Source organism: Polynucleobacter sp. (assembly GCF_044342855.1).
Lineage (GTDB): Bacteria > Pseudomonadota > Gammaproteobacteria > Burkholderiales > Burkholderiaceae > Polynucleobacter.
Genome location: NZ_JBIIPA010000018.1, coordinates 1 through 22,240 on the forward strand (window position 1 = coordinate 1; position 22,240 = coordinate 22,240).

Sequence of the window (22,240 nt, forward strand, 5' to 3'; positions counted from 1 at the left end):
ACTTGGGTGAGTGGGTACGTCTTGGTCGTCTTGCCATTTACTCTCTCTACTTTCTGGCCTATGAGGCCTATCAAAATAGCAGAGAATTCACTTATCGGGGTGTTCAGATTTGCTGAGCCAGTTCTGTCAACCTATGGTGATCGACTACATAAAACATTGGCGGATACCGAGTCTGAACTAATTGATGTCGTAACCAGCACCTTGAGTGCGCATGGCAATATTGTGATCCCTGCGTTTGCTGTGGGTCGTACTCAAGAGATTTTGTTTCTATTGATTGATTTGGTGAAGCGCAATGTGTTGCCTCATCTCAGTATTTGGGTTGATTCTCCAATGGCAACTGCCGCTACGCATTTGACTCAGCATTTTTTTTCGCAGTTGGACAAAGAGTCACAGTCAACTTTTGAGTGGTTCAAAAAGAACCCAGGTGCGGTGGATTTGAGATTTATAGCGGACGTAGAAGAATCTAAGGCGCTAAATAAAATCAAGGGCGGGGCGATTATTATTTCAGCGAGCGGCATGTGTGATGCGGGGCGAATTGTTCATCATCTGCAGAATAATTTGCCGCGCGCACAAAATGCAATTGTCATTACTGGATTTCAGGCTTATGGCAGCTTAGGTCGTCGCTTGGTGGATAAGGCTGCTAAGGTACGCCTCTTCGGTGAAGAAGTTGCGGTTCGCGCTTCGATTCATACGATTGGTGGCTTATCCGCCCATGCGGATCAGGCTGGACTATTGGATTGGTTGCGAGGTTTTAAATCAGCACCGCAATCCGTATTTGTAGTTCATGGAGAGCCCGAGGCTTCTGCCGTCTTGGCTCAATCAATCCGGGAAGAGTTAGAGTGGAAGAATGTCATTATTCCAGAGCGCTTACATACCTACACTTGCTGATACTTAATCAGCCACTTTTGCGCCTTGAACCTTGTGACGAAGCATTGCCTCAGCAATAAACCCAGAAGTTTTTAGTTCTTGAATCACACTACTGAGGTAAGCAGTGACCTTTTCAAAATCGACTCGCGCTTTAGGTGTGCCAATAGCTTGATTGATCACCATAAATCTACCGGGCAGCATGCGCAATCCTTCATAACGTTGTGCATCACTCTCTAGTTGCTGCTTCACTCCGGCGGCAACATTCCCGGATCCGGACATAAAGTTATCCACCACTGCTTGAGAATTGGCGGAACGTAGCAGGGCGGCTTGTTTGATTTCACGGGTAAGGTAAAGATCGTAAGCACTGCCTTTGCCCACAACAATCTCATTGCCAGACACATCAACATCTTCATTCTTCGTCAATGGCGAGGACTCCTTGACCATATAGGCGCCTTCAATCTGGATGTATGCAGGGGTGTAGCTGATGTCGGCTCCACGAACGGGGTCAATTGCCACAAATACCAAATCCACATCTCCTGCTTTAACAGCGTCAACCGTAGCACCCGCCATTTGATAGCAGGTAAAAGTAATGGGAAGCTGTAGCTTGCTTGCAATGTGATTTGCTATGTCGACAGTAATGCCTTTGGGGACATCTCCATCTAAGCTGGCCAACAGCGGATTACCTAAATTGATGCCAACTCGCAAGCTGCCTGTTGGGACAAAAGAGCTGAGTAATGAAGGGTCGAGTTTATTCATTGAGAGAGGAGGGTGAATAAAAATAGTTATAAAAAAACCGCGGCGAACCGCGGCTTATTTTTCTCTAGAAGAGATTATTTCTTAGCGTCAGCTGCTGGAGCTGCTGCAGGTGCAACTGGAGCTGCAGGAGCATCTTTCTTAGCTTCTTCCATGTGTGCTGCTTCAGCACCATGCTTCTCGCCACCCATATCAATGTCGCCGTCGCCTTTGAGGAGTAAATAGGCTGTGGCACCAACTAATACTAGTACCATGATGATGATTGAACGGTTGCTCATTGCTTTTCCTTCGGTTTGGTTAATATCTTCTAATATTAACTCCTGAAGCGCTGGCGGTAAATCCGAATAAGCCCTAGATGCCAAATTAATGCAATATTCTAGGTAGTAATACTAATTTAGATGGTGTATCTCTGGAGGCAATCGGCTTGCTGATGATGCTTGGAATCTAAGATGCACCATTATGAAAGCTTGGAATAAAGGTCCAAATATGAGTCCAAGACTCCCTGTAAATAACTCCCAAACGATTACTGATTTTCTGAATCTCCAGAAAAGCCAACTGGCGGAAGATACTTCTGAAGACTCCTATCGATTTGCTTTTGATGATCAAGCCTTTTTAGCTCGCCGTGAAACTTTAGGTCTGCGCTTTCAATTGGAGTTATTGAAGCCAGAAATACTTCTGCATGAGCGTGGCATAGAGCACACGATTACAGTCTTTGGGTCCACTCGCTTTGTGAGCTCTGAAAAAGCGCAAGAGTTAGAGAAAAATGCAAAAACACCGGAAGCCATAGCTGAGGCTAAACAAGCATTGCTTCACTGCAAGTACTACGATTCTGCAAGAGAATTCGGAGCGATTGTTGCTGGCTATAACGCCACCCAATCGGAAGATCGCAATAAATTACATATTGCTACCGGTGGTGGCCCCGGAATTATGGAGGCTGCAAATCGTGGTGCTTTTGAAGCTGGGGATCAGAGTATTGGTTTCAATATCAGCTTACCCAGGGAGCAGTATCCCAACCCCTATCTCACGCCTGGTTTGAGTTTTCGTTTCCACTATTTCGCCATTCGTAAAATGCATTTCATGCTCAGGGCGAGAGCGATTGTTGCCTATCCAGGAGGCTTTGGTTCTTTTGATGAGTTATTTGAGGTTCTAACCTTGATGCAAACCAAAAAGGTAGAGTGCTTCCCAATTATTTTGGTTGGAAAGACATTTTGGCAAGAGGTTGTTAACTTCAAGCGGATGCTGGAGTATGGGGTGATAGACCAGGTGGATGTGGATTTAATCCACTTTGTAGAGACTGCCCCAGAAGCTTGGGCAGTGATTCGCGACTGGTATCAGTTGGCCTAAATGCGCATGAGAACTGTAAAATGGGCACTCAGACACTATGACTATCTCTAATACCGTACACCTGACCTCCCAACTGGATTTGCCGGCCTATTTGTTCGGCATTGCTATGCTTCTCGTCGTAATGCTGGTACATGGAGTGGCCTTGCTTCAAATTGCAAAGCGCTACGAGGTAAAGTCCTTTTTATATCCTTCAGAGCATAAGTACTCTTCGGTGGCTTTCGTGTTTTATGTCAGCGTACTGTGTTTATTTTTGATTCATATCTTTGAGATTATTCTTTGGGGGGTTTCACTGAGAGCATTTAATCTCCTGCCGAACTTAGGTGAGAGCATTTTGTTTAGTGGCAGCACCTATACGGCGATGGGCTTTATGGATGACCTCCTGCCAAATGGCTGGAAAATGTTGGCGGTCATTATTGCCTTCTCAGGAATGTTTGCTTTTGCTTGGACAGCATCTGTCATGATCTCCATGACCAAGAATTTCCGTCAAGCCTATACCCGATTGCATATGCAAAAACTCAAGCTTCCGTCCGAAGTCATTGAGCGCTTTAAGTAAGCCATGACTAAATCTTGGGATACCATCATTATCGGTGGTGGTGCAGCTGGATTATTTTGTGCGGGTGTTGCTGGTCAGCTCGGTAAAAAAGTATTAGTACTAGACCATGCCGATGTCTTGTGTGAAAAAATTCGCATCAGTGGTGGAGGTCGGTGCAACTTCACTAATCTGCATAGTAGCCCAGCCAATTTCCTTTCTTTAAATCCGAACTTTGTAAAAAGTGCTTTAGCTCGCTACCCCGCAAAAGAATTCATTAAGCTAGTACAGTCTTATCGTATTGCCTATCACGAGAAGCATCAGGGGCAACTATTTTGTGATGACTCTGCCAAACAGATCATCGAGATGTTGCTAGGGGAGTGCGCTAAGGGACGTGTTGATATTCGTCACCCGGTTTCGGTGGAGTCGATATCCAATGAAGCTGGTACATGGATTGTGAAGACCAATGCCGGTACAGAAAGATCCAAGTCTATCGTGATGGCAACAGGTGGCTTGCCGGTTCCTGCAATTGGCGCAACAGCTTATTCCTTAGATATTGCTAAGCAATTTGGATTGAAAGTAGTTGATCCACGTCCTGCATTGGTGCCACTGTCATTTACTTCAGGTGAGTTCGATAATTTGATTGAGTTGTCGGGCCTGAGTTTGCCGGTTCGGATTGCTTCTGGATCAAAGGGTCATCGCTATGGCGCTTGCCGCTTTAATGAAGATCTACTCTTAACGCACAAAGGTCTTTCAGGTCCCGCAGTCTTGCAGGCGAGTAGCTATTGGGCCGAGGGCGAGGCAATACATATTGACTGGTTGGGTGCAGTCGAAGCCAATGGGCGATTTACCTGTGACGAGTTATTTGATAGCGAAGATAATCGTCTCAAACTCACGGAAAATATCTTAGCCTCAGTGATGCCACTGCGCCTAGCAAAAGCATTTGCTGAGCAGAAAAATCTCTTGGGTAAAAAGTGGGCTGAAGTTTCTAAAAAAGACCGTCAGGCGCTCAAAGAGCTCATCACCAATTGGTCAGTAAAACCCGCAGGAACACTGGGCTGGAAAAAGGCCGAAGTGATGTTGGGTGGGGTCGATACCAAAGACCTAGACGGGCAAACGATGATGGCTCGCAATCAGCCTGGCTTGTATTTCATTGGGGAGTGTGTTGATGTCACTGGGCACCTTGGTGGCCATAATTTCCAGTGGGCCTGGGCTAGCGGCTTTGCATGCGCTCAATCAATCTAGAGAGCTCAGAATAAATTAATCAGTATTTTAGTTTGGCTGATTTCTCATCCAGTCGGCGGTATTGAAAAAAGATTCCTCTAGCTGAGCGCCGATCTGGCCATCAATACCGCAATCTTCCATCGCACGATACATGCAGGCTAACCATTGATTGCGTTCCTTAAGGCCAATCTTGAAAGGTAGATGTCTAGCTCGCAGCATTGGGTGACCATATTTGGGGGAGTAGACGTCTGGGCCTCCCAACCATCCCGATAAAAAGAGCTTGAGCTTATCCCTTGAGCTCGTGAGATCTTCTGAATGCATGGCTCGCAATTCTGCGAAGGGCTCTTCTAGCGCCATCAAATCGTAGAAACGGTCAACCAATTCTTCAACCTTTCCTGCGCCACCAATAATCTCGTAAGGGTTTTTTCGTTCGCTCATGCGCTAATTTTAATGCCAATAAAGCAGGGAATTGGCAAGTTCGTGATTTGGGTATAGAGTTGAACTATAGGTTTAATGGGTCAACACTCTAATTTAACTAAGGGAGAGATGTAATGGATAAGAAAGATATGCAAGCGTGGCAACAAGAAAAGGCGAAGGAATTATTTGAGTACTCCCATAAGTTGCTGGATGCTGCTAAAGAACTCAGCGCACACCATCTCGAAGAGATGCAGTGGGGTATGAAAAATGCGATGGAGAGCGCCAAGTCTGCAGCTAAAAACGATCTTGCTAGACTCAAGGAGTTACAAGAATCCGCAACGAAAGAAGCTGCAAAACGTGCGACTTTATATCAAAAGAAAGTGAAGTCTGTGCTCAGGGATATCGGCGATGATGCGGCTGATGGAACTGAAAAGCATTTAGAAAAAGTGCGCACTTCTTTGGTTGGCTGGCTCGAAGGTGTTGAGGATAAATTGCCTGGCCATGCAGATAAATTATCTAAGGTGGTTCACGATATGTCGACAGCAGGGCAAAAGATGTTTAAAGAGGGTCGAAAAATTGTGAATCAGGTAGCAGATGCTGCCGAGAAAAATATCGAGGACTATAGAAAAACTTCGGATTCAAAGAAGAAATCTAAGTAATCAAGCTTCACGCAAGGTAAGGAGTAAAAAGCCACCCGAGAGAAGGGTGGCTTTTTTATACCCAGCCCTGAAGCCAGATGCTGGAATCCTTAAGCTCACGCCAGGGAATCAACTTTATCTTTTTATCAAATACCGCTTCGATCTCGATAAATTCAATTGCACCCTCCGGAAGCTCTGGTTGGATGACTTTGCTTACGAGAAAATGCTTTCGCTTCTGAATGGGTTTGACTGCCGTCCATTTGGTGAGAAGCAGTTTCTTGGGATTGAGTGGGTTTTGTTCTTTAGAGGGCATTACACTGAAATTCATTTGTACCGCTGATGAGTTTTCCTGTGTCAGGGGTAAAGTTGTAGCTCGAGTCTTTGGTCTGGGCGGGGCACTGTAAATCAAAGTAACTCACGGGGCCTAGACTTCCACAGTAATCGTATTGCCGATCCTGAAACTGCATCTGAGCCTTTTTGAGAACCATGGCAGACTTTGAGCCAGAGCTATCCAGGCAGGACCAGGTCGTGTAGGTTTCTCTCCCGCACGCAGCGAGCGCTAAAGATAGGATCAACAGAGTAATTGGTTTGTACATAAATTTCATAAGAGGGTGGTGCCAAAACCGGCACCACCATTTTGGATCAAAGTACCCAGAAGTGATGGGTACCATCTTTGCCAAGTTGCTCTACCAAACCAAATTCCCAATCTAGGTAGGCCTGCATTGCTGCTGGATCTACGCTAGTTCCTTCGTATGGTCGTTTGTAACGATCTAATGGCGGGGATGCTAAATGAGTCGGACCTTTTTCAATATCTAGGCCAGCATCAATCCAAGACTTATTGCCACCAGACAATACACATATCTCTGCTTTTGTTAGTGCCTGAATTTCTGGGGCAGCAAAAAAAGCAAGCTCACCTGTAGTGCTAGTGAGTACATAACGATTAGCCTTTGGCAATTGCTCTAAGGCCTTCGAGAATTGCGAGCGAAGTGCAAACCAGCTACCCGGAATATGACCCTTCACATAATTCGCATGCGTGCTGAGGTCTATGCAGGTGGTGTCCTTTTCACCCTGTAACCATTCTGCAGCTGTCTTGACATCAACGGTTTGAATCTTCGGTGCTGCTGGAAGAGGGGCAATCCAAGCGCCTTTTTCAGTAAGATCTGAAGCTGTGATGCCATCGATGACGTATACATCCCAAGCCATCTGAGCAAGCCAGGAGGCTGGCATATTGGCCCTAACTCCACTAGGATCTGACAAAACAATACGCGCGCCACGAACAGGGGCGACCATTTCTGTTTCTTGTACTAACTGGCCGCCTGGAGTGGAGCGAAATCCAGGAAGGTGTCCAGCTTCGTATTCTTCAGGCGTTCTGGTATCAAAGAAATACGTCGTTCGCTCAGTTTGGAATTTCCACTTCGCAATATCGGCAAGCTTTACTCGTTTAACTCCAGCTTGATCAGCAACACTACGCGCACGGTCAGCTGCAACTTCGGCAGTGTCTTCGCTAACTTCTTTGAATTTACGACTTTGCCCCTTATCCAACTCTTGACCAGCTAGGGTCCAGCCAATGGTGCCGTTGCGCAAGGCATTCACTTCATTTGGAATACCTGCATTAATTAGAGATTGGGTTCCGATGATGCTTCGTGTCCGTCCTGCGCAGTTCACAATAATTTTGGTTTTTGGGTTTGGTGCCAGTTCAGGAACGCGTAAGACCAACTCAGCACCGGGGACGCTAATACCGGTAGGGATGCTCATGGTTTGATATTCATCAAAGCGACGGACATCCACTACCACCACATCTTCCTTTTCATCAATTAACTTCTTTACTTCTTGCGCAGATAGGGACGGTGTATGTCTTTTGGATTCCACAAACTCACCAAAAGATTTACTGGGAACGTTGACATCTTTAAATACCTCGCCACCAGAGGCTATCCAGGCTTTAATGCCACCCTCAAATACAGAAACGTCAACATAGCCGAGCTCAGAAAGTCTTTCGGCTGCGAGCTGTGCATCTCCTTGACCATCATCTAAGGTGACAATCGGTACATCTTTTCTGGGAAGCTTGCTCAGTGCATCGACTTCAATACGAGAGAGTGGAAAATTGGCTGCAAATAAAGGATGCTCCTGTGCATGCGGGTCTTCCTCGCGAACATCCAATAATGCAATCTCTTCTTTTTTGAGGAGCTTGTTTCTAACAAATGCGTAATCTCGTTTTTTGATCGACATAAATTCTCTTCTTTATTTTTCTTATTGATCTATGTATTAATCTAATTTAGCGTTGGATTTTTTTACCACTTCAGCCCAGCGAACAATCTCTTGGTTGATGTAGTGGGCTAATTCAGGGCTGCTCATTTTCGGGGCTGTAGCACCCATAGCTGCCCAACGCTCTTTGATATCAGGTGAGGCGAGGGCAGTCTGTACTTCCGCACTCATCTTGTCGATGATCTCTTTTGGTGTTCCCTTGATCGCCCACCTTGCATACCAGATGTACACCACAAAGTCTTTGATGCCAAGTTCTTGCGCGGTTGGTACATTAGGGAAGGCATCCACACGTTTTCGTGTTGCTACGGCAACAGCAATAAACTGACCATTTTTGATGAAGGGGGCTGCACCAGCCAGAGTGTCAAACATCATATCCACTTGACCTGCTACCAAATCCTGCAGAGCTGGGCCAGTACCGCGATAAGGGATGTGCGTGATGTACAGCTTGTTTTGCATCTTAAATAATTCACCAGTCAAATGCTGTGATGTGCCATTACCGGTTGATGCGTAATTGTATTTACCTGGATGCTTACGAATTTCTTCAATATTCGACTTCAGATCAATCTTCGGAAACTTAGTTGGGTTGACCACGATGACATGGGGCACGCTGCCAATAATGGCAACCGGCTCAAAATCTTTAGTGATGTCATAAGACAGGTTGGTGTGCATGCTTGGGGCAATCGAGTGGTGCACTGCGCCAAGAAGCCAGGTATAGCCATCTGGAGCCATTTTTGCAGCGAACGGTACCACCAGCGCCACCTTTGTTATCGACAATGATTGAGGTGCCCATTTGCGTGGATAGCTGCTTTGCTAGGGGACGCCCAAAAGCATCCACAGCACCACCAGGGGGAAATGGATTAATAAAGGTAATAGGCTTATTGGGGATTGGCCAATTGCTAGCTTGGGCAAAGGATTGGAGGCTAAGTAATGCCCCAGCCAATAAAACAAGGATATTTCTGATTTTCACGTTTGTCTCCGCAAGTTTTTAGTAGTTTTCCATAATTTAGAGGATTTGGTAAATATAAGAGTTATCCCTTATAGCTACCTTGAATTTCTCTGGTTTTTCTGGGGATATACTGATTCCGAGCTCAAAACTCACACTTTGATCAGACATATAGGAGACAAGATGTCACAACACGATACATTGTTGGCCGCTTTCGAAACTTACAAAGCGGAAAACGAAAAGTTTATTGAAAAAGGCGTTAAGGCATCTGCTGCACGTGCTCGTAAAGCTTTGCAAGAAATTGCTGGTGCATGCAAAGAGCGTCGTAAAGAAATTACAGCCGCTAAAGAAGCGATGGAAGCTAAGAAGTAATTCTTCTTACTCTGAATTGAATTCAGCCTGGCCCCCAAAAGGAGCCGGGCTTTATTTTTATACGCTGACCGAAAATAAAGTGAGTTTCATAGCCTTGCTCCGAATGGCTAGCAAGCTGTGATACTCAGGGCTATTAGCCCATGACTGTGAGTGCTCCAAATCAGGAAACTCCAGCTCGACAAATGCACTAAACGAATCGCAATGCAATTCATTCCAGAAGAATGCATTGAATGTTCCTCGAGAGCTAATTTTTCCTTGATAGAGGGCCACGGTATCTCCAACTTGAGATCGGTACCCCTCAAATGCTTCCTGCTCATTTAACTGAATCAGGCCAATCACTTTAGTAGTCATGCCAGCTCCTGGTAATTTATCCAGCAAGTTTATAAGCAAGCTATAGTGAGATCTTAGAACTTCACCATCTCATACGAGGCGCATATGAAAGTTGCATTTTTAGGTTTGGGTAATATGGGTCTGCCAATGGCTCTGAATTTAATGAAAGCAGGGCATCAAGTCCATGGCTTTGATTTGGTGCAGTCCCAGCTTGATGCCTTCAAGGCTGACGGTGGCATTCCTGAGCAAAGTGCATCAGAGGCCGCCAAGGATGCAGATGTCATCATTAGCATGCTCCCAGCCTCACGCCATGTTGAGGCTTTGTATCTGGGCGATACCGGCTTACTTGCTACTGCTAATCCGAAAGCTTTATTCATTGACTGCTCTACGATTTCCCCGAAGGTATCGCAGGCTGTGGCTGCTGCCGCAAAAGCCAAGGGCTTTGCCATGATCGATGCTCCGGTATCTGGTGGAACTGCGGGGGCTCAGGCGGGAACCTTAACCTTTATGGTGGGCGGCGATGCTTCCGCTCTTGAGTGCGCTCGACCATTATTAGAAAAGATGGGCAAGAATATCTTTCATGCGGGCGCAAGTGGAAGTGGGCAAACCGTCAAGGTCTGCAACAACATGCTGCTCGGTATTCAGATGCTGGGAACAAGCGAGGCATTGCGCTTAGGAATTGCTAATGGCATGGATCCCAAAGTACTCTCTGACATCATGTCCAAGAGCTCTGGTCGCAATTGGGCCTTAGAACTCTACAACCCGTGTCCTGGGGTGATGGAAAACGTGCCATCCTCAAAAGGCTATGCAGGGGGCTTTGGTGTGGACCTGATGCTGAAAGACTTGGGCTTGGCCACTGAAAATGCTGGTGATCTAGAGGCAAGTGTTCCATTGGGGGAGTTATCCCGCAAGCTGTACGAAGCACACAGCAAGGCAGGCAACGGCCAGCTTGATTTCTCGAGCGTCTTTAATCTAAAGGCGGATTAAGGCAAAACTTCTAGATGCTGATTTTGTTTATTCGTCATTTGCCCAATGACGCAGGCGCTAGCGAAGTGATGCTGTTTAAAGATTTCTAAAACAGTATTCACTGCATCTGCACTACAGGAGACGAGTAGGCCGCCGCTGGTTTGAGGATCCGTTAGAAGCGCTTGCTGTGCAGGGCTAAATTCCTCCGGTAAACGAACTTCAGCTCCATAGCTTTCCCAGTTACGCTCTGATGCGCCAGTAATGACGCCTTGATCAGCTAGGCTATGAACATTAGAAAGCAGGGGAACCTGATTCCAGAGAATTTGAGCGGTGAGCTTAGAGCCTCGTGCTAATTCCAAGGTGTGGCCAGCAAGGCCAAAACCAGTAACGTCAGTTAGTGCATGGACGCCAGGTAGGTTTGCAAGATCAGGACCTGCAGAATTTAACTTGGTCGTGTTAGCAATCATCTCTTGGTAGCCAGCGTCATCCAGAAGATCTTTTTTAAGGGCTGCCGATAAGATGCCGACGCCCAGTGGCTTACCTAAAATTAATACATCTCCAGCCTGAGCGGCCGCATTGCTCTTAACGCGCTTAGGATCAACAATACCAATTGCAACTAAACCATAGATAGGCTCAACAGAATCAATCGTATGTCCACCGGCAATGGGAATACCTGCTGATCTACAAGCTTCTGCTCCACCTTCAAGAATGCGTGCAATCGTTGCATTCGAAAGTACTTTAATCGGCATGCCGACAAGGGCTAAGGCAAATAGCGGAGTACCGCCCATCGCATAAATATCACTGATGGCATTGGTGGCGGCAATCTTGCCAAAGTCAAAAGGATCATCAACGATAGGCATAAAGAAATCGGTTGTGGCAACAATCGCCTGAGACTCGTTAATTTGATATACGGCAGCATCATCAGAAGTTTCAATACCAATCAAAAGTTCTTTTGGAAAAGGTAGCTGCGGAACACTTTTCAGGATTTCTGAAAGAACGCCGGGAGCAATCTTGCAACCGCAACCGCCGCCATGAGATAAGGAGGTTAAGCGGGGTTCTTGTGATGGGATGGTCATGGTGTCGGTCGTGATGATGATTTACGAGTTATTGCGGGAGTTTATTGCTGGCGAAGCAGGGACTCAATCTTACCCTTGACTTCATCGCTATCGGCATTATCAATTGATCCAACCCAAACACCTTCAACCTTACCAGTCCTGCCAATCAAAAAGCTTGTAGGAAGACCTCGTGCATGCCAATTCTTGTAGCTTACGCTATTGCGATCCAATAGGATTTCAATGGAACTATCTGGGATGTTATTACCTTTGAGAAACTGGATGATTCGAGGCTTCATTTCGGCAAGATTAATGGCTAATACTTTAAAACCCTTGGGCCCATATTTTTCTTGAAGATGTATCAATTCCCCAAATTCTTCTCGACAAGGCTCACACCAGCTTGCCCAAAAATTAACCAATACAACCTTACCTTTGAGCTTGCTTAAATCTACTGCTTGCCCTGAAAGATTGTTGAGTTCAATTGGGGGTGTTTGAGTAAGTCCTGCATAGCTGGGTGCTCGCCATTCAGCGAACGCCAAATTGGATTGAATCAGACCGATGAACGCAATTAGAAACGAGAGGGCGATGCCTCTCGTTGTCTTTTGCAGTGAGCCATTTTTCACTTTGGATGTATTCAATACAAATTAGCTAATGCGACGGCTAGTAATTTTGTATTTGAAGTTATCTGGATCCAGAGAATCAAAGCGACCTTCTTTATTTTCCGCTTGGGGATACATCAAGAATGGAATCTCACCATTTTTGCCAAGCTTGGAGCCGGGAAGGGTGATGTCATGTTCATAGTTGTAGGCCATCCAGTTCATTTCCCAGTTTCCAAATAGGTAGTCACGAATTGCCAATACTTTGGGATCATTTACAGCTAGACCACCAGTTTCTTCAAGGATTACTTTGCGAACGTCTGCAGGGTCAACTGGAACCCAGCCAAAGCCTGCGGCGTAGAACTCAGCACGGCAATGCTGCGCCTTAGTGATATCGCCAGCCTTACCTAAGCTCTTATAGCCACGTGCAGAGTCTGCAATACGAATACCATACACATCGCGCGAAGCAATACCGACTGAACGAGCTAGCGCAACAAAGACAGCATTAATATCGGCACACTTGCCTCCAAGATTATTTGTTTCCAGCATGAGCTTCACATCGCCCTGGCCGCAACCACGCGTTTTAGGATTGCGATGCGTGTTGTCTACCACCCAGTTGTAGATAGCCTTCGCTTTTTCAACATCCGTAGCATTTGCGGGTAGGTTGGCGATGCATTTCTGTGCCGTAGCTTTCACAATACCGTCTGTTGGTAAGTATTTCGTACCACGTGTCCAGAACTTCTGTTCTTCCTTGGATAGCTTTAAAGCTGGACTTGGGGTGGCTAACTCTAAATGACGATTACGCGTGCTAACCAACATAGAGGCTTGAACGGTATGGCTTGTGGCTGACTTATCCCACTGAGTCCACATCATGCGCGCTTGTTTATCTGGAGTCTCATAAATCTTGCTTACCGCCTTAGGATCCGGGCTATCTGTTTTGATAGCGATGGTTCTAAAGTGGTCTGTATCCATTACCAGGGGTAGTGGGATCCACGCCTCTGCAGCACCATTAGGCGACTCTAACGTTACCTCGGTAGTAATTTCATAGGTAGTCCAATTAGGTGCGCTTTGAGCAAAGGCGGCTGCAATTGGGTTCAGTGTCGGTAGTGCAAATACACCGGCGATAGTTTTAATAGCAGAGCGACGAGTAATAGTCATGTTTTTAAAGTGCTTAAGTATTGCAAAATGTATCTAAGTATTAGAAGTAATTTTACTAATATTAGCGATTGAAACTGCGCTTAGGCGGGCTTCCGCGCTTAGCAGCCGGCTTGCCTCCACCATTGCCACCAGCATTGCCTGGCCTAGGCTTACGTGATTGTTGGTGTTGTTGGCTGCGCAATTGGATTGGTTGCGCTACGGCATTTGGATCCGGCTCAAATCCAGCAATCATTTCTTGTGGCAGTTTTTGCTTGATGAGCTTTTCAATGTCACGGAGCATTTGATGTTCATCAACGCAGACCAAAGAAACTGCAACACCATTTGAGCCAGCTCTACCAGTTCTGCCGATACGGTGAACATAATCTTCGGATACGTTTGGTAAGTCATAGTTCACGACATGGGGGAGTTGATCGATATCGATACCACGCGCTGCAATATCGGTCGCAACTAGTACGGTGATCTTTCCATCTTTAAATTCTGCTAAAGCCTTGGTGCGCGCGCTCTGACTTTTATTGCCATGAATCGCCATCGCAGTAATGCCGTCTTTTTCCAGCTGGGTAACTAATTTATTAGCACCATGCTTAGTGCGAGTAAATACGAGAACCTGCTGCCACTGATTGGTTTTAATCAGATGTGCCAACAAAGGGTGCTTTTGAGTTCTGTCTACTGGATGAATCAGCTGAGCAATTGCTTCATTGGTGCTGTTGCTGCGTGCCACTTCAATTAATGCTGGTGAATTCAGTAAGCCATCAGCCAATGCTTTGATCTCGGTCGAGAAGGTCGCTGAAAACAGTAAGTTCTGACGTTGCTTTGGCAATGCAGCCAAAATCTTTTTGATATCACGCAAGAAGCCCATATCCAACATGCGATCTGCTTCGTCAAGGACGAGGATTTCAATATTGGCGAGTGAGACGCAATTCTGTGACATTAAATCAAGGAGGCGTCCTGGTGTTGCCACCAAAATATCTAAACCTGCAGCAATTGCTTTGATTTGGGGGTTCGCGCCAACACCACCAAAGATCACAGTAGATTTAAGGCCTGTGTATTTGCCGTAGGTCACAACGGACTCTTGAACTTGAGCGGCTAACTCGCGGGTAGGAGTCAAAATCAATACGCGTAATTGACGCTTGCCACCAACTTTAGCTGTGGTACTAAGGCGCTGAAGAATCGGTAAAGTAAAGCCAGCAGTTTTACCGGTACCAGTTTGAGCTGCGGCAAGTAAATCTCCACCCTTTAATACGGCAGGGATAGATTTTTCTTGAATGGGGGTAGGGCTGGTGTAGCCTTCTTCGTTAATGGCGCGAAGAATGGATTCTGATAAACCAAGATCTGTAAATAACATAGGGACCAAATAAATATTGGCCCGTATTCAATTAAACGACTATCCCGGCCAATGGGGTGAGCTGCCACACTTGCAGTGTTTGCAGGAAGAGCCTCTATTTTAAGCTATTGGGCCGTATTCCAAAGATTTGGCGTTACCGAATTGGCATATCCCGAAATAAATAATTTTTCTGCGCCTGTAATAGGGTCAAACACCGCTCGCTGGATGCGGCCAATATTTCCGCCATAAACATGAATGCTGATTGAAGTTTGGTTTTTTAAAGCGTTCTCAACTACGTGGATGTCATGCGTATCAGGGGATACGGTGGCAACTCGACCTGGCTGGCAAAGGGATGACTCATCGGCTTTATAGCTGCCATCAGCCTGTTGGTAATAGTCAGCACTGCGTTCTTGTCCTCGCAACTGGCCAATCATGCCCCAGACGGTATGGTTATGTAGTGGGGTCTTTTGACCGGGACCCCAAACAAAGCTGACTACTGAAAAGCGATCCAGCGGATCTGCATATAGCAAGTACTGCTGGTAGTGCTGAGGATGCGGTTTGCAAAACTCCTCTGGCAACCAATCGTCAACCTGAATTAAGTTTTCTAAGAGCTTTTTGCCTTTAGAGAAAACAATTTCCTCACTGGGTTTGCTCTCGAGAAGCGTTGCGAGTTCCTTAACAAAAGTCAGTAGCTTGCCTTCTTGCATTGAGTTCTCTTAAATAGTGATGTTATTGATCTGATGCAAAGAGCCATTCAGGCAGACCCTTCGGCTTTAGGGTGGTAGTGTCAACACAGACAATATGCAGTAATGCGGTAGCAAGAAGCTCCGGCTCCAATCCTTCAACAATACGTTTCGCAGTTTGCTTCACCGCAATTTGGGTGCGACCCCGATGCTCGATGACTTGATCAATACTTAAAAGGTCATCTAATCGCCCCGGCCTATGAAAGTTCATCGTGATTTCTCGGACGGGAAGAACGATCCCAAATTCATTGACCAATTTTGTTGGGCTTAAGCCTCTTTTCTGTAACCACTCAGAGCGACTTCTTTCAAAGATCTCCAAATACCGCGCGTGATATACAAATCCTGCTGCATCGGTATCCGAGTAGCAAACACGAAAGAGGAAAGGGGGATTGCTTAATTGGGTCATAGGAATGAGTTACTTTTAGATATATAGAATCATATCGCGATGTGCAATGCCGGCTTCATCGTAGATATCACCTTGTGCAATAAACCCAAATTGCTCGTAAAACGGGATGGCCGACAGTTGGGCATGTAATTCCAGTTGGGTAATACCCTGGGATTTGCTGAGCTTTAGCAAGGCGCTGAGTAATCTTCTCCCAATTCCCCGTCTTCGATGCATCGGCAATACCGCCATGCGTCCAATTCTGCCAACGCTCCCAGGTAAGGTAACAAGGCGGGCCGTCCCAATGCACTCTGAGTCCAGATAGGCTAGAGCATGCTGTGCGAGCAGGTCGTACTCGTCGAGCTCCATCTCTTCCGGAACGCCTTGCTCATCAATAAAGACGCGTTTTCGAACGGAGTAGGCCTCTTCCTTGCCATCTAGCCAGGATTTAATCAAGATCACGCGTTTATCTCTCTGCTATCTATATGTGGGGGCACATTGGCCATTCAGCCTCAAATGTAGCAAATTGCACCTTTTTTGGCTTCAAATATTAGCCCTAAAGCTTATAAGTAAGCCACTTCATGGTAAAAATGAATTGGTGGTGCCAGAGGGTTGGCGCCCCTCACAAACCTTTATTTAGGAGTTATCTTGAAGAAATCTTTATTGGCTACATTAGTTGCCTCACTCGGTTTAGTTGTTGCAGGTTCAGTATTTGCTCAAGCACCAGCAAAATGTTGCCTTTGGCAGCTGAAGCGGTTGTATTGACAGCTACTGTTGATTCGGTAGACGTAAAGAATCGCATCGTTGTTCTTAAGGACGCTAACGGTAACTTGGCTCAAATGAATGTATCCAAGCAAGTAAATGATTTGGATAAAGTGAAAAAGGGCGATGTGTTTGTTGTTGAGCATGCTCAAGCGATTGCAGTTGGTTTGGTTACTGCTCCTAAGGGCGCAAAACCAGGTGCTTCAGGTGTTCGTTCAGTAGTGATCGCTGGCAAGGGTTCTGCTAAGCCATTTGAAGAGACTACTGATACTATTTATGCAACAGTGAAGATCAGCACAATCGATGCAAAAACTCGTATCGTGACATTTACATTGCCATCAGGCGAGAAGCAAAAAGTTAAAGTAGACCAAAGCGTTTTAGGTCTTGAGAAATTCAAGGCTGGTGACGACGTGATGGTTGAGTTCGTTGACGACACAGCAATTGGTTTCGTAACACCAAAGAAATAAGTAAAAACTAATTCAGCATTGAAAAATGCTGGAGCGGTAAATAAAAAGGCCCGCAATGCGGGCCTTTTGTCCTAATTGATGAAATTCATGCAACCCTATTGCTTTTTTGCATTCGGGAAAAACAGCTGCTCACCACCAATTTGATAGCTTGCAATGACGTCTTGCCCATTCTTGGAAGTAATCCAGTCAATAAATGCTTGCCCCTCAGCTTTTTTCACATGCGGGAATTTAGCTGGGTTTACTAACATCACGCCATACTGATTAAATAGCTTTGGATCGCCTTGAACCAAGATTACTAAATCACCGCGGTTCTTAAAAGAAAGCCAAGTAGCGCGATCAGCCAAGATGTAGCCATTCATTGCAGATGCGGTATTGAGAGCAGGGCCCATGCCAGATCCAGTTTCCTTGTACCAGGCGCTAGGTGCAACCGTAATGGCCGCATCTTTCCAGTAACGTAATTCGGCAGCATGCGTACCGCTCTTATCACCACGTGATACGAATGGTGCTTGTGCAGCTGCAATTTTCTGAATCGCATCTTTGATATCTTTGCCACCACCAATTTTCGCTGGATCTGATTTAGGTCCAATTAATACAAAGTCGTTGTACATCACTTCGTAGCGTTTTGTAGCGTAGCCCTCGGCTACAAATTTTTCTTCAGCAGGTTTGTCATGAACAAACACCACATCAGCGTCGCCACGACGACCAATATCCAAAGCTTGGCCAGTTCCAACGGCAACCACTTTGACATCGATACCGGTTTTCATTTTGAAGATTGGCAAGATAAATCCAAAGAGACCAGATTGCTCAGTAGAAGTTGTGGATGACACAACAATGCTTTTCTCTTGGGCATAAGCAGTATTGCTTAAAAGTGCTAGGGCAGTAATGGCAGATGCCAGTATTCGGGTTAATGAGAATTTCATCTGAATTCGCTTCCTTAATAGGGTTCAGTTAAGATCTGTCATATTACAAAACATCAATATGCAAAAAATTACATATGAGAATTCAGATCCGACCCACCCTTATTTTTGGTAACAAGAACGCCAAAGATCCGGCTGTTGTGGACTTAGTCTGGCTAACCAGTCTTTTAAAAGACATTGAGCATGGCAAAACTTTGATGTCCGCCTGTAAGAAGGTGGGCCTCTCCTATAGAAACGTTTGGCAAAAGCTCAACGATGTTGAGGAGGCCTTAGGCTTTAAATTGATAGATCGGGTGAGGGGGCATGGATCCGAGCTTTCTGAATACGCCAGATACCTAATTCAATTTACCGATGATTTTGATCAAAAAACAATGCGCCTGGGTCAGACTAGCCTGTCTCATCTAGAAGAGGGCTTTGCTCAATTTAGAGTGAAGGCAAAAAAACAGTGGCGGCTTGCCAGCAGTAGCGACCCCATTATTCAAAAATCGGTTTTAGATATCGGTGGTTTTGAATTAATTACGGCGGGATCGGGCGAGGCGCTAGAGCGCCTATTTAACTATGAAGTGGATATTGCGGGCCTCCATGTATCAGACAAGCAAAGTTCACAAATTATTGCAAAGCGCCTGAAAAAAGAGGGGATGCAAATCTTTCCGGTGATGAAGCGCGTTCAAGGCTTGATGGTCGCTAAGGGTAACCCCCAAAATATTAATGGACCTAAGGACTTATTACGCCCCAAGATTCACTTTATTAATCGTCAGAAAGGTTCTGGTACGCGTCTGCTACTCGATACCATCTTGACTAAGGAAGGCATTGATCCGCATCGTATTAAGGGTTATGAGAATGAGGAGTTCACTCACTCTGCAATTGCGATGGCGATATTGGCTAAGAAGGTGGACGCGGGCATGGGCGTCAAAAGTGTGGCGATTGAGAACGGCCTCGACTTTATTCAACTGAAAGACGAAATCTTTTTCCTAGCCATGGGTGAAGAGCTGAGCGCTAATAGAGAGCTTGCCAAACTCATTCGGAAGATTCGTACGCTCTCCGGGGAAACACCTGGTTATAAATCGATTGGACTTAATAAGCGGATTGCCGGTTGGTTATAAACTAACCCCATGATCAAAAGCATTTGCGTATTGGGTTTTATCGCTTGGAGTTTTCTGAGCTCTATTGCCTATGGGCAATCCGTCACGGTCGCAGTGGCAAGCAATCTTAAGCCTGCATTTGAAGAGATCTTTAAAGGCTTTCAGCAGAGTAACCCCCAAAGTAAAAATATTCGCGTTGTTTATGGATCATCGGGCAATCTATCAAGTCAGATGAGACATGGTGCCCCATATGAGTTATTCATTTCTGCAGACGAGGCCTATCCACTGAAATTGGTTGAAGCGGGCTTAACTCGAGATCGTGGAGTAGTTTATGCATCCGGGCACTTGGCCTTGATAAACAATGCAGCAACTGGTCTTCGTTTAAGTTCTGATCCGGATAGCATTCAATCTTTGCTGAGAAGCGCTAAGAAGATTGCGATCGCCAATCCAGATTTGGCTCCCTATGGCAGAGCTTCTGTTCAATATCTTCAGGTAATCGGTTTATGGGATGAGCTGCAGAGTGGAGTGATATTTGCAGAAAACATTTCCATTGCTGCCGTCTACGTGAGCACCGGAGCCGCCAAGGTTGGTATTACCGCTTTATCTCTAGCAAAGTCTTCGGAGCTGTCTCAACAAATTCAATATATTGCCTTGCCTGATAATTTATATGCTCCGATTAAACAGCGCATGGTTTTAAAGCGAGATCCAGCGCCCATTGCTATTGCGCTTTATGACTACCTGCAAGGATCCGTTGCTAGGCAGATCCTGCGTAATAACGGATATTCCGTTCCCTGACGAGACTAAGTCAATTTTTTTGTTTTAAATCAAGATGGCGGCCTAGTAATTAGGCGATGATTGAGCCTCTACACGCTCCTAGAGAATGATATTCATTCTCATGTGGGCATATAATTGATTTATCAATCCCATCAATTTAGACGTGAACCTTGAAGAAATCCTCCCGGGCGTCAGAGCCCGTGTTAGCAGGATCGCCACTACTGGCGATCAACGTGAGGATATTCGCGGTCAATTAGAGGATATTGGCTTTCTTCCTGGTGAGCAGGTGGAAGTGTTGCGCAAGGGATTGTTGGGTCAGGGCCCTATATTGATTCGAGTTGGATCATCGACATTTGCCTTAAGAGAATCTGAAGCACGATTGGTTGAGGTAGAAATTCTTTAAGCATGTCTGAAACGCAGATCCATTTCTATCCAAGCGAGCCGCTGGTCGCATTGTTGGGCAATCCCAATTGCGGAAAAACTGCGCTCTTTAATTTGCTGACTGGTAGTCGTCAAAAGGTCGCCAATTATTCTGGTGTTACTGTTGAGAGAAAAGAAGGGCGCTTAACCCTTGAATCCGAAAAAGTCATTCGCATTCTGGATCTTCCAGGTGCCTATAGTTTCTATCCGCGCTCTTTAGATGAGCGAGTCACTTGTAACGTGCTTCATGGCAAGGCCCAAGGCGAAAAGCGCCCAGACCTCGTGCTTTGTGTTCTCAATGCCATGAACCTCAGGCGCAATTTACGCTTGGTCTTATCTGCAAAGCGCTTAGGCTTGCCCTGTGTTGTAGTACTCAACATGGTAGATCTTGCTCAGCGTCAAGGCTTGAATGTCGATGCAGCAGCCTTGTCTCAAGAGTTAGGTTTGCCCGTTGTTGCAACGGTGGGCGTTCATGCTAATGGTGCTGATGAGCTCAAACACTATTTGAGTGAGCTGGATTGGAAAAACTTATCCGCTTTAAGTGCGAGCAATATAGATGAGGGTATTGAAACTGCTATCGATCATACGGCGCATACTGAGTCTGACAACATACAGGTTCAACGTGTTTTACAAAATCTAGGTCTAGATCAAATTATTCCCGATCGCTTGAGTGATCGTCTGGATTCTGTATTGCTGCATCCGGTTTTTGGCCCGATCATCCTAGCTATAGTGCCCTTCTTCATTTTCCAGGCAGTATTTAGTTGGGCCACCTTGCCAATGGAGCTGATTAAAGCTGGGGTAGATTGGTTAGGTGCTTTATTAATTCAATTGCTGCCAAATAATTGGCTGCGTAGCTTACTGTTGGATGGTATTTTGGCTGGTGCTGGCGGAGTATTGATTTTCTTGCCGCAGATTTTGATTCTGTATTTCTTTATTCTGATTTTGGAAGAGTCTGGCTACCTGCCTCGGGCCGCTTACTTATTAGATCGATTGATGGGGCGGGTTGGGCTATCAGGTAGATCACTTATCCCGCTCTTATCTAGCTTTGCCTGTGCCATCCCTGGAATTATGGCTACGCGCAGCATCTCCAATGCACGCGATCGTTTGGTGACGATCTTGATTGCGCCGATGATGACTTGCTCAGCACGCCTGCCTGTATATGCTTTATTAATTTCTGCTTTTATTCCTGAGCGCAAATTGTGGGCGGGCTTGGATTTGCAAGGCCTGGTTTTATTCTTGCTCTATGTTGCCGGTATTGCTGGTGCTATGGCGGTAGCCTGGATACTCAAACGCTTTACCAGTGAAAAGTTTCAGCTCAATGCCTTGATGATGGAGTTGCCGAGTTATCACTTGCCACGCTTAGGTAATTTGGCAATTGGTCTTTGGCAACGTGCTGAAATTTTCTTGCGCCGCGTTGGTGGAATTATTCTGATCATGACGGTCTGTCTATGGGCGCTCTCGAGTTTCCCGCTTCCCGCGGAAAATGCGACTGGCTCACCTATTCAGTACAGTATTGCGGGAATGATGGGTCAGGCCTTAGCGGTAGTTTTCGCGCCGATTGGATTTAATTGGCAAATCAGCATTGCTTTAGTTCCTGGTATGGCAGCGCGAGAAGTGGTGGTGAGCTCTTTGGCAACCGTGTATGCGTTATCTAGCTCTGGTGTTGATGCTGCCGATGCTTTGGTACCCCTGATCTCTTCAGGCTGGAGTCTAGCTACAGCCTTATCACTTTTGGCTTGGTTTGTCTTTGCTCCCCAGTGCCTCTCAACGATAGCTGCCGTCAAAAGAGAAGCGGGCGGATGGAAGATCCCAATCATCATGCTGAGCTATCTTTTTGGCTTGGCCTATTTGGCAGCCTTTATTACTTATCGGGTTGCGAGCTACTTTGGCTTAGCCTAGTACTTAATTGGGCATTCAATAC

Annotated in this window: 28 protein-coding genes; 12 read left to right on the plus strand and 16 right to left on the minus strand. The window is 45.9% G+C overall.

Annotated elements, in window-relative coordinates:
• Positions 1 to 99: 99 nt before the first annotated feature.
• Positions 100 to 888 carry an MBL fold metallo-hydrolase RNA specificity domain-containing protein gene (locus ACIQZ3_RS07085; protein WP_397391664.1) on the plus strand — a complete coding sequence of 263 codons (789 nt, stop codon included), beginning with the start codon at positions 100 to 102 and terminating at the stop codon, positions 886 to 888.
• 3 nt (positions 889 to 891) lie between these two features.
• On the opposite strand, the gene ACIQZ3_RS07090 is transcribed toward ACIQZ3_RS07085, so the two are convergent.
• Positions 892 to 1,623, minus strand: a complete 732-nt coding sequence (locus ACIQZ3_RS07090; protein WP_397391666.1) for an ABC transporter substrate-binding protein — start codon at positions 1,621 to 1,623, stop codon at positions 892 to 894.
• Between the two features lie 74 nt (positions 1,624 to 1,697).
• Complete coding sequence (locus ACIQZ3_RS07095) at positions 1,698 to 1,898, minus strand: hypothetical protein (RefSeq protein WP_216180804.1); 201 nt, start codon at positions 1,896 to 1,898, stop codon at positions 1,698 to 1,700.
• A 208-nt stretch (positions 1,899 to 2,106) separates the two neighbouring features.
• Between ACIQZ3_RS07095 and ACIQZ3_RS07100 the strand changes: the two genes are divergently transcribed.
• From ACIQZ3_RS07100 to ACIQZ3_RS07110, 3 genes are read left to right on the plus strand one after another with little or no spacing between them, the layout of a single operon-like run.
• Positions 2,107 to 2,964, plus strand: a complete 858-nt coding sequence (locus ACIQZ3_RS07100) for an LOG family protein (protein WP_397391669.1) — start codon at positions 2,107 to 2,109, stop codon at positions 2,962 to 2,964.
• 37 nt (positions 2,965 to 3,001) lie between these two features.
• Positions 3,002 to 3,517: a hypothetical protein gene (locus ACIQZ3_RS07105; RefSeq protein ID WP_397391672.1), complete on the plus strand. Its 516-nt coding sequence runs from the start codon at positions 3,002 to 3,004 to the stop codon at positions 3,515 to 3,517.
• 3 nt (positions 3,518 to 3,520) lie between these two features.
• Complete coding sequence (locus ACIQZ3_RS07110; RefSeq protein WP_397391675.1) at positions 3,521 to 4,738, plus strand: NAD(P)/FAD-dependent oxidoreductase; 1,218 nt, start codon at positions 3,521 to 3,523, stop codon at positions 4,736 to 4,738.
• 27 nt (positions 4,739 to 4,765) lie between these two features.
• Here ACIQZ3_RS07110 and ACIQZ3_RS07115 read toward each other — a convergent pair whose 3' ends face one another.
• Positions 4,766 to 5,155, minus strand: coding sequence for a group II truncated hemoglobin (locus tag ACIQZ3_RS07115; RefSeq protein WP_397391678.1), 390 nt, complete (start codon positions 5,153 to 5,155; stop codon positions 4,766 to 4,768).
• Between the two features lie 113 nt (positions 5,156 to 5,268).
• Between ACIQZ3_RS07115 and ACIQZ3_RS07120 the strand changes: the two genes are divergently transcribed.
• Positions 5,269 to 5,793, plus strand: coding sequence for a phasin family protein (locus tag ACIQZ3_RS07120; RefSeq protein ID WP_397391680.1), 525 nt, complete (start codon positions 5,269 to 5,271; stop codon positions 5,791 to 5,793).
• Positions 5,794 to 5,848: 55 nt separating this feature from the next.
• Here the strand turns inward: ACIQZ3_RS07120 and ACIQZ3_RS07125 are convergent, their stop codons facing one another.
• From ACIQZ3_RS07125 to ACIQZ3_RS07140, 4 genes are all read right to left on the minus strand, one after another.
• Positions 5,849 to 6,100 (minus strand): TIGR02450 family Trp-rich protein, encoded by a 252-nt coding sequence (locus ACIQZ3_RS07125; protein WP_397391682.1) that lies wholly within the window; start codon positions 6,098 to 6,100, stop codon positions 5,849 to 5,851.
• 314 nt (positions 6,101 to 6,414) lie between these two features.
• Positions 6,415 to 7,998 carry a rhodanese homology domain-containing protein gene (locus ACIQZ3_RS07130; RefSeq protein ID WP_397391684.1) on the minus strand — a complete coding sequence of 528 codons (1,584 nt, stop codon included), beginning with the start codon at positions 7,996 to 7,998 and terminating at the stop codon, positions 6,415 to 6,417.
• 36 nt (positions 7,999 to 8,034) lie between these two features.
• Positions 8,035 to 8,763: a tripartite tricarboxylate transporter substrate-binding protein gene (locus ACIQZ3_RS07135; RefSeq protein WP_397391760.1), complete on the minus strand. Its 729-nt coding sequence runs from the start codon at positions 8,761 to 8,763 to the stop codon at positions 8,035 to 8,037.
• Positions 8,681 to 9,001, minus strand: a complete 321-nt coding sequence (locus ACIQZ3_RS07140) for a hypothetical protein (RefSeq protein ID WP_397391765.1) — start codon at positions 8,999 to 9,001, stop codon at positions 8,681 to 8,683. The genes ACIQZ3_RS07135 and ACIQZ3_RS07140 overlap by 83 nt, the downstream gene beginning before the upstream one ends.
• A 159-nt stretch (positions 9,002 to 9,160) precedes the next feature.
• Here ACIQZ3_RS07140 and ACIQZ3_RS07145 point away from each other — a divergent pair, with 159 nt between their 5' ends.
• Positions 9,161 to 9,349 (plus strand): hypothetical protein, encoded by a 189-nt coding sequence (locus ACIQZ3_RS07145; protein ID WP_173942993.1) that lies wholly within the window; start codon positions 9,161 to 9,163, stop codon positions 9,347 to 9,349.
• Between the two features lie 57 nt (positions 9,350 to 9,406).
• Here the strand turns inward: ACIQZ3_RS07145 and ACIQZ3_RS07150 are convergent, their stop codons facing one another.
• Positions 9,407 to 9,700, minus strand: a complete 294-nt coding sequence (locus ACIQZ3_RS07150; protein ID WP_397391686.1) for a DUF1330 domain-containing protein — start codon at positions 9,698 to 9,700, stop codon at positions 9,407 to 9,409.
• 84 nt (positions 9,701 to 9,784) lie between these two features.
• On the opposite strand from ACIQZ3_RS07150, the gene mmsB reads away from it, so the two are divergent.
• A complete protein-coding gene (gene mmsB, locus ACIQZ3_RS07155) occupies positions 9,785 to 10,666 on the plus strand; it encodes a 3-hydroxyisobutyrate dehydrogenase (RefSeq protein WP_397391689.1) in 882 nt (293 codons plus the stop codon).
• Here mmsB and selD read toward each other — a convergent pair.
• The 7 genes from selD to ACIQZ3_RS07190 form a co-directional block, all read right to left on the minus strand.
• Positions 10,663 to 11,721, minus strand: coding sequence for a selenide, water dikinase SelD (gene selD, locus ACIQZ3_RS07160; protein WP_397391691.1), 1,059 nt, complete (start codon positions 11,719 to 11,721; stop codon positions 10,663 to 10,665). The genes mmsB and selD overlap by 4 nt on opposite strands.
• A 41-nt stretch (positions 11,722 to 11,762) precedes the next feature.
• Positions 11,763 to 12,335, minus strand: coding sequence for a TlpA family protein disulfide reductase (locus ACIQZ3_RS07165; RefSeq protein WP_397391694.1), 573 nt, complete (start codon positions 12,333 to 12,335; stop codon positions 11,763 to 11,765).
• A gap of 6 nt (positions 12,336 to 12,341) precedes the next feature.
• The gene (locus tag ACIQZ3_RS07170; RefSeq protein ID WP_397391696.1) at positions 12,342 to 13,451 is read right to left on the minus strand and encodes a transglutaminase family protein; all 1,110 of its coding nucleotides are present in this window, start codon (positions 13,449 to 13,451) and stop codon (positions 12,342 to 12,344) included.
• A gap of 61 nt (positions 13,452 to 13,512) precedes the next feature.
• Complete coding sequence (locus tag ACIQZ3_RS07175) at positions 13,513 to 14,793, minus strand: DEAD/DEAH box helicase (RefSeq protein ID WP_397391698.1); 1,281 nt, start codon at positions 14,791 to 14,793, stop codon at positions 13,513 to 13,515.
• A 104-nt stretch (positions 14,794 to 14,897) separates the two neighbouring features.
• Entirely contained in the window at positions 14,898 to 15,479 is a 582-nt protein-coding gene (locus tag ACIQZ3_RS07180; RefSeq protein ID WP_397391701.1) for a hypothetical protein, read from the minus strand.
• A 22-nt stretch (positions 15,480 to 15,501) separates the two neighbouring features.
• Complete coding sequence (locus tag ACIQZ3_RS07185) at positions 15,502 to 15,921, minus strand: YbgC/FadM family acyl-CoA thioesterase (protein ID WP_397391703.1); 420 nt, start codon at positions 15,919 to 15,921, stop codon at positions 15,502 to 15,504.
• A gap of 15 nt (positions 15,922 to 15,936) precedes the next feature.
• A complete protein-coding gene (locus ACIQZ3_RS07190) occupies positions 15,937 to 16,359 on the minus strand; it encodes a GNAT family N-acetyltransferase (RefSeq protein ID WP_397391705.1) in 423 nt (140 codons plus the stop codon).
• Between the two features lie 269 nt (positions 16,360 to 16,628).
• On the opposite strand from ACIQZ3_RS07190, the gene ACIQZ3_RS07195 reads away from it, so the two are divergent.
• A complete protein-coding gene (locus ACIQZ3_RS07195) occupies positions 16,629 to 17,126 on the plus strand; it encodes a hypothetical protein (protein WP_397391708.1) in 498 nt (165 codons plus the stop codon).
• A 95-nt stretch (positions 17,127 to 17,221) separates the two neighbouring features.
• Here the strand turns inward: ACIQZ3_RS07195 and ACIQZ3_RS07200 are convergent, their stop codons facing one another.
• The gene (locus tag ACIQZ3_RS07200; protein ID WP_397391711.1) at positions 17,222 to 18,046 is read right to left on the minus strand and encodes a substrate-binding domain-containing protein; all 825 of its coding nucleotides are present in this window, start codon (positions 18,044 to 18,046) and stop codon (positions 17,222 to 17,224) included.
• A 74-nt stretch (positions 18,047 to 18,120) separates the two neighbouring features.
• Between ACIQZ3_RS07200 and ACIQZ3_RS07205 the strand changes: the two genes are divergently transcribed.
• From ACIQZ3_RS07205 to ACIQZ3_RS07220, 4 genes are all read left to right on the plus strand, one after another.
• On the plus strand, positions 18,121 to 19,146 hold the full coding sequence (locus ACIQZ3_RS07205) for a substrate-binding domain-containing protein (protein WP_397391714.1): 1,026 nt from the start codon (positions 18,121 to 18,123) through the stop codon (positions 19,144 to 19,146).
• A 9-nt stretch (positions 19,147 to 19,155) separates the two neighbouring features.
• Entirely contained in the window at positions 19,156 to 19,920 is a 765-nt protein-coding gene (gene modA / locus ACIQZ3_RS07210; protein WP_397391717.1) for a molybdate ABC transporter substrate-binding protein, read from the plus strand.
• A 142-nt stretch (positions 19,921 to 20,062) separates the two neighbouring features.
• Positions 20,063 to 20,302, plus strand: coding sequence for a ferrous iron transport protein A (locus ACIQZ3_RS07215; protein ID WP_397391719.1), 240 nt, complete (start codon positions 20,063 to 20,065; stop codon positions 20,300 to 20,302).
• Positions 20,303 to 20,304: 2 nt separating this feature from the next.
• On the plus strand, positions 20,305 to 22,218 hold the full coding sequence (locus ACIQZ3_RS07220) for a ferrous iron transporter B (protein ID WP_397391721.1): 1,914 nt from the start codon (positions 20,305 to 20,307) through the stop codon (positions 22,216 to 22,218).
• The last annotated feature ends 22 nt before the right edge of the window (positions 22,219 to 22,240 follow it).